Annotated in this window: 10 protein-coding genes; 7 read left to right on the forward strand and 3 right to left on the reverse strand. The window is 65.8% G+C overall.

Going from position 1 to position 12,215, the window contains the following annotated elements:
- Nucleotides 1–38 precede the first annotated feature (38 nt).
- The 4 genes from A5766_RS13820 (at nt 39) to A5766_RS13835 (ending at nt 3,281) form a co-directional block, all read left to right on the forward strand.
- A complete protein-coding gene (locus A5766_RS13820; RefSeq protein ID WP_064905077.1) occupies nt 39–845 on the forward strand; it encodes an ABC transporter permease in 807 nt (268 codons plus the stop codon).
- A gap of 132 nt (nt 846–977) precedes the next feature.
- Complete coding sequence (locus tag A5766_RS13825; RefSeq protein WP_051993717.1) at nt 978–2,081, forward strand: sensor histidine kinase; 1,104 nt, start codon at nt 978–980, stop codon at nt 2,079–2,081.
- The gene (locus A5766_RS13830) at nt 2,078–2,692 is read left to right on the forward strand and encodes a response regulator transcription factor (protein ID WP_005202155.1); all 615 of its coding nucleotides are present in this window, start codon (nt 2,078–2,080) and stop codon (nt 2,690–2,692) included. Before A5766_RS13825 ends, A5766_RS13830 begins: the two co-directional genes overlap by 4 nt.
- A 169-nt stretch (nt 2,693–2,861) precedes the next feature.
- Entirely contained in the window at nt 2,862–3,281 is a 420-nt protein-coding gene (locus tag A5766_RS13835; RefSeq protein ID WP_064863746.1) for a DUF6764 family protein, read from the forward strand.
- 46 nt (nt 3,282–3,327) lie between these two features.
- Here the strand turns inward: A5766_RS13835 and A5766_RS13840 are convergent, their stop codons facing one another.
- Nucleotides 3,328–3,828, reverse strand: a complete 501-nt coding sequence (locus A5766_RS13840; protein ID WP_064865391.1) for a mycothiol transferase — start codon at nt 3,826–3,828, stop codon at nt 3,328–3,330.
- Between the two features lie 78 nt (nt 3,829–3,906).
- Here A5766_RS13840 and A5766_RS13845 point away from each other — a divergent pair, with 78 nt between their 5' ends.
- Both A5766_RS13845 and A5766_RS13850 read left to right on the forward strand, forming a co-directional pair.
- A complete protein-coding gene (locus A5766_RS13845; RefSeq protein WP_267625813.1) occupies nt 3,907–5,394 on the forward strand; it encodes an LLM class flavin-dependent oxidoreductase in 1,488 nt (495 codons plus the stop codon).
- A 21-nt stretch (nt 5,395–5,415) separates the two neighbouring features.
- Complete coding sequence (locus A5766_RS13850; RefSeq protein ID WP_082946538.1) at nt 5,416–7,083, forward strand: YibE/F family protein; 1,668 nt, start codon at nt 5,416–5,418, stop codon at nt 7,081–7,083.
- An 84-nt stretch (nt 7,084–7,167) separates the two neighbouring features.
- Here A5766_RS13850 and A5766_RS13855 read toward each other — a convergent pair whose 3' ends face one another.
- Together A5766_RS13855 and A5766_RS13860 are read right to left on the reverse strand one after the other, a co-directional pair.
- Nucleotides 7,168–8,070, reverse strand: coding sequence for a hypothetical protein (locus A5766_RS13855; RefSeq protein ID WP_197500805.1), 903 nt, complete (start codon nt 8,068–8,070; stop codon nt 7,168–7,170).
- Between the two features lie 134 nt (nt 8,071–8,204).
- Entirely contained in the window at nt 8,205–10,055 is a 1,851-nt protein-coding gene (locus A5766_RS13860; protein ID WP_064905079.1) for a fatty acyl-AMP ligase, read from the reverse strand.
- 388 nt (nt 10,056–10,443) lie between these two features.
- Here A5766_RS13860 and gjpA point away from each other — a divergent pair, with 388 nt between their 5' ends.
- Complete coding sequence (gene gjpA, locus A5766_RS13865) at nt 10,444–12,114, forward strand: outer membrane porin GjpA (protein ID WP_064905081.1); 1,671 nt, start codon at nt 10,444–10,446, stop codon at nt 12,112–12,114.
- Nucleotides 12,115–12,215: the final 101 nt, after the last annotated feature.

The following is a 12,215-nucleotide window of genomic DNA, read 5'->3' on the forward strand; positions in this document are numbered from 1 at the left end:
AGCCGCCCAACCCCAGCACATCGAAAGGCTCGACCACCATGAACGTGCATGCTGCCGACGCACCGACGACGACCGGAGCGGACTCCCTTCGCGGGTTCTTCGCCTCACCCACCTATCTCCGTCTCGACATCCGTCGCGTCATGCGCAATCGCCGCGCGATGATCTTCACCGTCGCGATGCCCGCCCTGCTCTACCTGGTCTTCGGTGCAACCCAGAAGACAAGCGATGCAGTGGGATCCGGCAACGTCGCCTTCTACGTCCTCATCGGCATGGCCGTCTACGGGGCGATCCTGGCCGCAGCCACGAACGCCGCATCGGTCGCGATCGAACAGCAAGCCGGTTGGACCAGAACGCTCATGATGACGCCGCTACAACCCGCGGGCTACGTGGCGACGAAAATCGGTGTGGCCCTTGCGATGGGTGCACTGCCCATTGCGGTGCTCTGCATCGCGGGCATCGCCACCGGTGCGCGCGCACCCGCCGGCGCGTGGATCGCATGCCTGCTGCTCGGATGGATCGGCGCGTCGGTGTTCGCAGCGTTCGGCTTGGCGGTAGGCAGCCTGATGCGGTCCGACGGTGCGATGCAGGTGATGGGTGGCGTACTGGCACTCCTCGCCTTCGCAGGCAATGTCTTCGTCCCACTCAAGGGAACCATGCTGACCATCTCCCAGTTCACCCCGATGTTCGGGGTCGTGACTCTGGCCCGCTACCCCCTCGACCACGGGGTGACCGTCTACGGCACGCACATCGGACTCTGGGTCGCCATCGCCAATCTGGGCTTCTGGGCCGCAGTGTTCTCGATCGCCGCCGCGGTCTTCTACAGTCGCAGTACACAGCGCCAGTGAGTCAGCGGGCCAGTGAGTCAGCGGGCCAGTGAGTCAGCGGGCCAGTGAGTCAGCGGGCCAGTGAGCCAGTGAGCGACCGAACCGACGACGGAACAGCAGGAGAACATCGCCCATGACGGTCGAGAGTGCGTGATGGCACAGCGGTTGGGCCTCAAGGCTGGCGCGGTGGCACCCTGGCGCAATCTGCGCTGGGTGTTCACTGCTGTCTGGCTGATCTTTCTCGCCTACCCTATCGGCGCGGTGGCGACCTCCGATCACTCGCCCGCGACAAAGGCGATCGGATTCGCCCTCCTGACGCTGTTCGCACTGTCCTACCTGTGGGCCAGCGTGTACCTGCTCACCGGCCGGTCAGCGACCGATCTGCGCGGCGTGCCCTTGTTCGCGCTGCTCGCGCTCCTGATGGTGGGGTTACTGCCGATCATCGGCGAGAACGCCTTCGGTGCAGCGCCATTCCTGATGGTCGTCGCCGCCTTCTGCTTTCCGACACGGTGGGCGCTGATCTGCGTCGGCGCCGTCGTCGTTGCCTCGGTTGCCGTCCCCCGTCTCTTCGGGTGGCACACCGATGCCAGCATCGTGCTCGTCCTGCTGGCCGTGGGACTGACCATGCTCGGATTTCGAGCCGTCGCGGTGCGAGAGGGAGAGCGCGAACGCGAAGAGGAGCGTCGAAGAGAACTCGACGCACGGCTGGCCGTCGTCGCAGAACGCGAGCGTGTGGCGCGCGACGTCCATGACATCCTCGGCCACTCGCTCACGGTCATCAGTGTGAAAACCGAACTCGCACAGCGGCTCGTCGAACTCGATCCGGAACGCGCGCAACGAGAACTGGGCGAGATCAATCAGTTGACCCGCGATGCGCTCGCACAGGTGCGCACGACCGTCGGCCGCATGCGCACACCCGATCTGCCCGACACCATCGCGGGGGTCGACAGCGCGTTGCACGCGGCGGGCATCGCGGCCACGTTGCCCGAGCCGACCGTCGACACCGAACACGCCGAACTCTTCGCCTGGGTCCTGCGGGAAGCCGTCACCAATGTCGTCAGACACAGCGGCGCACAGCACTGCGAGGTGCTGATCGACGAATCGTCGATGTCTGTTCACGACGACGGTGCCGGCCTGGGCGACGCCGAGCACGGCAACGGGCTGCGTGGACTGCGCGAGCGCGTCGAATCTGCCGGCGGCACAGTACACTTCGACTCCGATCCGACGGGAACGACAGTGCGGGTACATATCTCATGACCGACTCGATCCGACTACTCCTCGCCGACGACCAGGCGCTCGTTCGGGGCGCGCTCGCCGCACTGCTCGACCTCGAACCCGATCTGGAGGTCGTCGCCCAGGTCGGACGGGGCGACGAGGTGGTCGACGCCGCCCGCGAATCCGGCGCGCAGGTCTGCCTCCTCGACATCGAAATGCCCGGAGCCGACGGCATCGAGGCCGCTGCCGCGATTCGGATACACCTCCCGGACGTGCGCTCGTTGATCGTCACGACGTTCGGCCGTCCGGGCTACCTCCGTCGCGCGATCGACGCGGGAGCGTCGGGATTCGTGGTGAAGGACACTCCCGCGGCCCAACTCGCCGATGCCGTCCGACGCGTACACGCGGGACTGCGCGTCGTCGATCCGACGCTCGCGACGGAAAGCCTTGCCAGTGGCGACAATCCGTTGACCTCGCGAGAAACAGACGTGCTGCGTGCCGCGCTGTCGGGCGCGACGGTGGCGACGATCGCAGCGCAGGTCCACCTGTCCGCGGGCACCGTGCGCAACCATCTGTCGTCGGCCATCGGAAAAACCGGTGCGAGCACACGCGGCGAGGCCGCGCATATCGCGCGCGATCGCGGCTGGATCTGACGTCTTCTGCGCGCAGAAACCTGCACCCCACGGGCCCCTCGCATGTACCGGTACGTACGGCGGCACCGAGAGGCGTCACTTTCTGCACGGCTGTTCCCATCCGCGGTCCACACCTGCTCCGAATCGCTGGTGCTCATCCACCGACACACTGACAAGCAAGGAGCTTCACATGCGGAATACAGCCCGAATCGCATTGGGTGCACTGGTCGCAACGGCAGGCGCGGGAGCGATCGCGTTCGCCGCAGCACCCGACGCCGCTGCCGCACCCACGATCTGTCCGGCTCTCCCAGGACAGAGCTCGACAATGCCTGGCTGCACAGCAGATTCCGGCCCCACAGGACTGAGCCTGGCGGTCGTCGACAGCGGCGGCACCGCGTCGTCCAAGGCAGACAACTACGCCGGTCCCGCAGCAATTGCGGTGGGGCCCAAGGCATCAGTGACGATGACGGGTATCAAACCGGGACTCGCGATCGGCATCGCCGGACCGGGTGCCACCGTCGTCGTCGACGGCAAGAACGGACCCACCTGCACCGGCGGCACCTCGTTCGCAGGTGACTTCCAAACCCTCAAAGGCTGCTGGAAGCCCTGAGACAGAACGCTTTTGACTCACCTATGACCGCCAACGCCCGGCGATGTTACAGGTGTAGCCCACGGAGATAGGAAGCCTGCCCGAGGTGCTTCGCGTCGTCGTCGACGATGCTGACCAATCGGACGCCGAGCGTCACGGGAGGATCCCATCGCGCGTCCACGATCCGGTCGAGGTCGGCGTCGTCGAGCGTCGTGAGGTAGGCGACCGATGCGTCGTGTGTGGCGTCGTAGTAGCCGAGCAACTGGTCGGGTTCGGCTACTACGCGTCGCGCATCCTCGGGCGACTGCCCGTAGCCGGTGGCCTCCTTGTCGAATGGCAGGGCGAAACTCTCGTACCAGCCATCTCTGATCCAGACCTGGTCGAAGTCGGCGACATCGGCGATCTGCGCGTCCTGGACTCGGGTGAGGTGCCAGATCAGCCAGGCAATGGTGTTGGCTCCCGGTGCCACCGTGAGACCCAGTCGCTCTTCGTCGATCCCGTCGAGGACACCGTGTACCCCGTCCTTGATGCGACCCAATCCGTCGAGGAGAACTTCCGAGGCGTTCATGCCAACCATTCGTACCCCTTTGGCCCGCGGTGCGCACAAACCTGGCGTGACCCGACGTGAGGCCGGACGATCAGCCGAGTGTCTGACAGCCATCACGTTTCCGCCCCCACCTCGCGGGCAAGCACGCCGCGACCCATCCGCTTCAACGCATTCGACATGAATTGCGTCGCCCACCAATCGCCGGGTCTGTGGCGTCACCCCGCGGATCGATCGTGGGACTACAACGCGCTCGACTACTGGGTCGAGTTGGCCCGCCTCCTGGAAACGGGCGGATTCGACGGCCTGTTCATCGCCGACGTACTCGGCACCTACGACGTCTACGCGGGCACGGACGAAGCCGCGATCAGGCAGGGCGCGCAGATTCCCGTCAACGACCCGCTGCTGCTGGTGTCGGCAATGGCTCACGCGACGGAGCACCTCGGCTTCGGGATCACCACGGGCACCGGATTCGAGCATCCGTATCCGTTCGCGCGCCGATTGTCGACGCTGGACCATCTGACCAAGGGCCGGATCGGCTGGAACGTGGTGACCGGCTACCTGCCGTCGGCCGCGCGCAACATGGGCGACGACGATCAGCTCGCGCACGACGACCGCTACGACCACGCCGACGAATACCTGACGGTGCTCTACAAGCTCTGGGAAGGCTCGTGGGAGCGCGACGCGGTACTCCGCGACCGCACCTCCGGCGTGTTCGCCGACCCGTCGAAAGTGCACCACGTCGGACACCGCGGTAAGCATTTCACCGTGCCGGGCATTCACCTGTCCGAGCCGTCGCCGCAGGGCTCGCCGGTCATCTACCAGGCGGGGGCCTCACCTCGCGGCCGACGCTTCGCCGCCCAGAACGCCGAAGCCATCTTCGTCGCGGCTCCCACCAAGCAGATCCTCCGCGACACCGTCGCCAAGATCCGCGACGAACTCGTCCTCGCAGGTCGTGATCCCTACGACGCACGGATCTACACGCTCCTGACGATCATCACCGACGCCACGCCGGAAGCCGCACGCGCGAAGGCGGCCGAGTATCAGCGACTGGCCAGTGACGAGGGCTCACTGGTGTTCATGTCGGGCTGGATGGGCATCGACCTCGCGTCGTATGACCTCGACGAACCGATCGGCAACGTGGCGAGCAACGCGATCCAGTCCGCGGTGGCCGCCTTCCAGCAGGCATCCGATACCGGCGAGCAGTGGCGGGTGCGCGACATCGCGGCGTGGGGCGGCATCGGCGGAATGGGTCCGGTGCTGATCGGGTCGGGCGACGAGGTTGCATCGGCCCTCTTGGACTGGGCCGCCGAGACCGACGTCGACGGCTTCAACCTCGCGTATGCGGTGACGCCCGGCACCTTCTCCGACGTCATCACCCACGTGGTGCCCGCTCTGGAGCGGCGAGGCGCCTACGAGCGGGAGTACGTGCCGGGTACGTTGCGCAACAAGCTGTTCGGACGCGGTGACCTGCTTCCGGAGAACCACCGCGGAGCGTCGTACCGCGTCGGGGGCACGGGATCGACCATCGACGACTCCGTCCGTGACGTGGCGGCACGAGTCGACGCCGTCGGCGCCACACCGAGCTGACTCGCCGCCTATTGTGGCGGGGTGAGTCGCGATCCCGGACCCCACCGCACACACGTCGGACACTCGCACAGCCATTCGCTGTCGGAGATCCCGGCGGCCTTGTCTCCGTTCGCGAAACGATTCGTCGTCGTCACGCTGACGATCGCCGGAATCGCCGTCATCGTCGGCATGGTGCTGCTGTGGCCGTCGGGCGGGAGCCATCCGATTCCGCCGCAGTTCCGAGGCGCAGACGGCGGAGCGATCACGACGGTGTCGGGCAAAGTGGTCGGGCAATCGCGTGGCCCCTGCCTCAACCAACTCGTCGGAACGGCGCAGGATTCGCCCGATTTCGGCACAACGCCGACACCGAACGGCCCGTGCATCGAGAACACCGTCAAGCTCGAATCGGGAAGCGACTCAGGCAAATACACATTGCTCGAGATCCCGACGAATCGGGCGCAGGCCGGCAGCGGCCCGGACAGCGTCGCACCCGACCCCTCAACCCTCGACGAACCGCAGGCGGGCCAACCGTCGCTCTCGCCCGGCGACGCCATCCGGCTGAGCACGGTACCGGGCCCCGACGGCGCTCCGCGCTACACGTTCTTCGATTTCTCACGCGGGATACCGACACTGATCTGGGCGGTGCTCTTCGTCGGCGCGGTGGTCCTGGTTGCGGCCTGGCGTGGCTTGCGGTCGATCATCGGTCTCGTCTTCGCCTTCGCTGTCCTCGGCATCTTCACCCTGCCCGCGATTCTCGACGGTGAGTCGCCCGTCGCGGTGGCTGTGGTGTCCTCGGCCGCGATCCTGTTCGTCGTCTTGTATCTGGCGCACGGCATCAGCCTTCGGACGAGCTCGGCGCTCCTGGGCACGTTGAGCTCACTCGTGCTCGCAGGCGTGCTGAGCTGGCTGGCGATCAGGACCATGCACCTCACCGGATTGTCGGGCGACCAGACCACCAACCTGCAGGTCTACCAGGGCAGCATCTCGATCAGCGGCCTGCTGCTCGCCGGATTCATCATCGGCACCCTCGGCGTTCTCAACGACGTCACGATCACCCAGGCATCAGCGGCATTCGAACTCGCGGGCGCGGGAGAGCCGACGAGGCTCGCGACCTTCCGGGCCGCGATGCGCGTCGGCCGAGACCACATCGCGAGCACCGTCTACACCCTCGTCTTCGCGTACGCGGGCAGCGCGCTACCGCTGCTCCTACTGTTCTCGGTTGCGCGACAACCTTTCTCGTCGCTGCTGACCACCGACGCGGTCGCCGTCGAACTCGCCCGATCGTTCGTCGGCGGCATCGCCATCGCGCTGTCGGTGCCACTGACCACAGCGATCGCCGCCGCCCTCACCCATCCGACGCCGCGCGCGGTGGAGCCGGAGGTACACACGAAATCCCGCGCGGTGGAGCCGGAAGTAATCCCGACGCGCCGCGCTGCAGAACCCGAGACGCGCATTGCGCGTCGGGCTGCAGAACCCGAGCCGCGCTCGACGCCACGTTCGGCGGAGCCGGCTCGCACGACGTCCGGCGCGCCAGACGCCTCGGTGCGCGCAACCCGTCGTATCGAGAACGGGCGGCCCGTCAACGAGCGTCCCCCAACCGAGTCGGCACCCCGTGCCGCACCCCGCGAGGCACAGGAGCAACCGAGCCGCCACGACCGCGGCGTCGACCCTTCACCTCCGCGCACGGGTCGCCACTCCATGCCCGACTGACCCCTGCCGACCGGGCGCCTCAGACTGCCGACCGGGCGCCTCAGACCGCCGACTGTGCGCTCGAGACCGCCGACTGTGCGCCGTTCAGAGGGCGGGACACTTCCCCGCCGGAATCAACGTGAAGTTCCGGCCGAGCCAGTCGCCGACCTTGGTCAGCATCTTTGTGCCGTCCTCGAATGTTCCGCTGGTCGGACGAGCAGCCATCGAGACCGCGACCTCCCCCTGATCGGTCGCGATGAGGCCGAGCTGGCGCACCAGGTAACCGGGTGCCGCATCGGTGGCAGGCCCCCAGCCACCCTTCACCGCGGTGACCGCGTGCTGCTTGGGACCGAGATCAGCGATGCCCCACCGTTGATTCGGCGCCACCGAACCCATGTGGTCGAGGATGTTCTTGGTGTTCGGCATGCACGGCAGGTGCGCCCCAAAACGCGCCTGATCAGCCAGCGCCCACTGCGTATAGCCCGGATACGAACGTGGAGTGTCGATCTCCGAACTCACCCGAGTCGTCACATCATGGCCTTCGCGCAGCACCGCGGTCACCGCGTCGACCGACGCCCTGCCACCTCCGAGCGATCCCCAGAGGTCGCCAGCGGCGTCGTTGTCGGAGAAGGTGATCGCCTTGTCCTCCTTGGCGAGGATCGATGCACCGTTCTTGCGCTCGGCCGCCAGTGCGACGGGGACCTTGAAGGTCGACCACGCCCGCCCCGTCTTGAGCGACCCGAATGACTGTGCGGCGTCGGACCCGACGGGCACCAACGACACACCGATTTGGCCGGGAATCGACTTACGAATCGACTTCTGCGCAACCGCCCAGCTATCCGCGAGCCTCTTCGCCGGAGGCACCGGCGGACGCAACCACGTCGCAATCGGCTCGGGTAGTGGCGGCGGCCGGAACTGGGCAGGAGCCGCATGCGCGCTTCCTGCGCCGAGGACGATCGCCGTCACCGCGACGGCGATCAGCACGCAGAGTCGTTTGGAAATAGTCACATCTGTCCCTCTAGTCACTTGAGTAACAGACGTTACGGCTCGGCCGCGGCCGAAGCGACCCCGAGGGCGTCACAACTCGGTCACGCCCGGCCCGCGCTGAGGAACACCACCGTGCACGGGGCGTGGCGTGGCTGTCAGGAGGGCTGCCCGGCGCCCCTGCCCGACGCGACCGCGAGCCGCACCAGTTCGGCACCGGCAACAGCCCGCTCGAGTTCTTTCGCTCGCGCCACGTCGTCGGCGGCCGAGGGTGTCTGCCACACAGCGACCGGAGACAGAGCATCGTCGAGGAACAACTCGCGACACCGCCCACGTTGAATCTTGCCGCTCGACGTCGTCGGAATCGACTGCGGCTCGACGAGAAACACCGAATGAGGATCGACGCCGTATCGATCGGCAACCACAACACGCACGCTCTCGATGATCTCGGCGAGGGCGTCCGCATCGAGTGCGCCCACACCACCGTGGTCGATGTCCACCTCCTGGAGGATGACCAGTCGTTCGACCGCGCGCAATCCCGGCGTGAACGCGAACGCCGCGCCACGACCGGATATCAGGGATGCGTGGCAACCCTGCACGGTGAGTTCGATGTCGTTGGGATAGTGATTGCCACCGCGGATGACGACGAGGTCTTTGCACCGACCGGTGACGAACAACTCGCCGTCACGCAGAAACCCGAGGTCGCCGGTGCGCAGGAACGGCCCTGCCCCGGTGTCGGTGGTCGACGCGCCGAAAGTGTGCTCCGTCTCCTCGGGTCGGCGCCAATATCCCGCCCCGACACTCGTTCCCGCACACCAGATCTCGCCGACGTTTCCCTCTCCGCACTGCACGCGCGTCACCGGGTCGACGATCACCACCTCGCCGGCGCGTGGCTCGCCACACCCGACAACCGTCATCGCACCCGCCGGGTCGTCGCGCTCGACGACTCTGTCTTCGGCGAGCACCTCACGATCGAGATGCATCGCGCGAGGCTGCGCCGAACCGGGCCGACCGGAAACGAGAAGCGTCGCTTCAGCCAAACCGTAGACCGCAGAAAATGCCTCGCGCGCGAATCCCGCGGGCGCGAAGGCTTCGGCGAACCGCCGCAGGGTTGCCTCCTGCACGGGTTCAGCGCCATTCATCGCGGTGTGCAGCCTCGAAAGGTCAAGTGCTGCACGTTCTTCGGAGGTGCTGTGTTCGACGCACAACTCGTAGGCGAAATTGGGCGCAACGGTGTAGGTCGCGGCACACGAGGAGAGTAGTTCCATCCATGCCATCGGCCGTTTGATGAACGCCGTCGGCGACATGAAATGTGCTGTGCAACCGAGATAGATCATCGACAGCACCCCGCCGATCAACCCCATGTCGTGATGAGACGGAAGCCAAAAGGCGCCGACGTCGGAGTCTGTGCCCTCCCACGACGATCGGATCGCCTCCATGTTCCGCATCAGGTTGTCATGTTTGAGGACAACGCCTTTCGGCGTCGTGGTCGATCCGGACGTGTACTGAATCATCGCGACCGTAGTCGCGTCGATGTTCGGCGCGACCCAGTCGTCGGCATCCGCCGAGACCACGTCCATCAGACCCCAGGTCAGGTCGCCGCCCTCGCCGAGCGTGTCGAGCATCGTCTTGATGGCCGGCTGCGTCTCCGACACTCCCAGCGCGAAACGTGCGCGCGCATCCGGCACGACCGAAGACAGTCGCGGAGCCAATCGCTCGTGCACCGGAACCGCGACCGCGCCGGCATAGACACATCCGAAAAAGCCTGCGATATGGTCTAATCCGGGTCGACAGAGCACCAGTACGCGCTCGCCTGCCGCACCCTTACTCTGCAACTCGGCAGCGATCGCGCGCGCCCTGTAATCCAGATCACGGTAGGTCAGCACACTCGCTTTCTCGCCGTCGCCGTTGTACGAGAAGTCGAATGCCACCTTGTCGGCGTACCGATCCGCCCGCTGCCGAAGCAGTTCGAGCAGAGTGTCTTCGGTGAGTTTTGCGTGCTTGGACATCGGCCACCTTCGTCGATCGTGATCTCGGCGCCGCGTCGAGTCCGCGGCCCCGTAAGACGACGACCCATCGTTCGCATTCCGTCCGGGCCGCCGGGCGCGAGGGACATTACCCGAGCATCGGTTGCAGGATGCCGTTTTTCTCAGGTTCTACGCCCACTACGACACCGAAACCTACTCTTCAGTACCACGCTATCGCGAATCTTTGACTAACTATCGCAAGCGATTACAGCGCGCTGAGCTGGTTCTTTAATGATCTAACGACACCAGACGAGTCCAGTTAATGGTTCGTGTACAAAAGCAAATTTACCGAAACGGCCCTCTCTCAGCTTGCTCTGGCTCTACGTTCAGACTGCACTCAAGTTCTTGCACACGTCCCCGAGGAGAGTCCGTGCAGCGTTCCGCTCCCATCGCCCTGCAAGGCGATATCGAAGTTCCGAAGAAAGCCCCCCGTGCGTGGGTTGCCGCTGGTGTCGCCATCGCAGGCGCGAGCGTCATGGCCGTCGCGCCCGGCGTTCATTCCGAGGTACCGACCGCGTACAAGGCCACCGAGGCCACCGTCCGTCTCGCAGCAGACTGGAAGCCACTCGAGCCGTACATCGACGCCTTCAACGAGGCATCGAAAAATGCTGCGACTCTTGCCCATAACTACTTCCTGGCTCCCGGGCTGCCCCTTCAGCAGATCATTTCCAATCAGTCGAAGTATCTCAACGAAGTTCTGAACGATCCGTCCAAAGCCGACGACGCCCTGAAGAAGATGCGGGCCAACCTCGAAGCCGTCATCACCGGTGTCACCGGTATCGGCGCGAGCGACGACACGCTCGCGCAGACGAAGGATCACACGGTCGACGGCCTGCACGGGCTGGTGCTGCAGTTGCTACCGCAGTTTCTTCCCGAGGGCGGACCGATCGATCCGGCGACGATCACCGCGATCATGAACGTGTTGGCGTCGCCGATGAGTGGCGTGCTCATCGGTCTGGTCGGCCCCGTGATCAGCCCGGCCGTCGCCGTACTCAACAGCGGAATCGCCATCGCGGCCGCGATCCAAGCGGGCAATCCCGATGCGGTCTTTTCCGATGTGTTCTCCGCTCCGGCCAACGTCGTTGGAGCGGTTTTCAACGGTGCCACACTCGATCTCACCGCTCTGACTCCGATCATCAACGAGACCGGCCTACTCGGTAGCACGACACTGAACTCACTCGACATCGCCTTCGGCGGCCTGTTCACCCCTGGTTCGGTCGGACGCGGGTCCTATGACGGCCCCAATGGCACGTCGATCACCGCCCCAGGCGGGTCGATCCTGAACAGCGTCGGCATGAACGTCACTACAGATGCGTTGGGTTTCCCCCTCACCCTCGGCATTCCTGGCCAAGCTGTCGGCCCCATCGGCGCAATGGAGGGACTGTCACAGACCGTGGGAGTGCTCCTCGGCGACGGCTGGGATGGCAAGAGCGGCAAGCCGGTTCCGCCGCTTGCCGGTGTGGAGTTCCCGACGATCAGCGACAAAGCCTCAGACAATTGGGCCGCGGCCATCCAGAAGCTGGCCGACACATTGCTGGGTAAGAAGGACTCGGAGACAACCCCTTCGCCCGACACCGCCAAGACCGCAGCCGCCGTCGCCACAGCCGGCGTCGCGGTGGAGTCGGCAAAGGCGGAATCGGCGAAGGTCGACGTCGCGGAGACAGAGTCGAGCTCAACACAGGCCAGTCCGTCCGCGGAGGCCCAGAGTCGCTCCACGGCACAGGAATCCACCGCAGCGAGCCCAACCGTCCAGCCGTCCGTCAGCCAACCGTCGAGCCCGGCGACACCCACGACCTCGGCCACCGAGTCGTCGACCGCACCGGCTGCGTCTGCCGACAGTTCCTCGACGGCTACGGATTCGACGCAGGGTTCGGCGTCGACCGGATCGTCGACGCCGAAGACCGACGCCGACACCCAGAGCGCTGCGGACTCCAAGTCGGGTGCATCGTCGTCTGCCAACTCGGGCGAATCGACTGGCGCGTCAAAGACGTCGAGCGGTTCGACATCTTCTGCTGGTACCGGGTCTTCCGGTACCGACTGACACCCGTCACCGCACCGACATCGTCACGGCAGAGCGCCGGATCCGTCACCGGGTCCGGCGCTCTGCTCGTTGTCGTACCGCCGAAGAATGGATGCGAACGG

The sequence above is a fragment of the Gordonia sp. 852002-51296_SCH5728562-b genome, from assembly GCF_001665475.1.
Taxonomy (GTDB): Bacteria; Actinomycetota; Actinomycetes; order Mycobacteriales; family Mycobacteriaceae; genus Gordonia; species Gordonia sputi.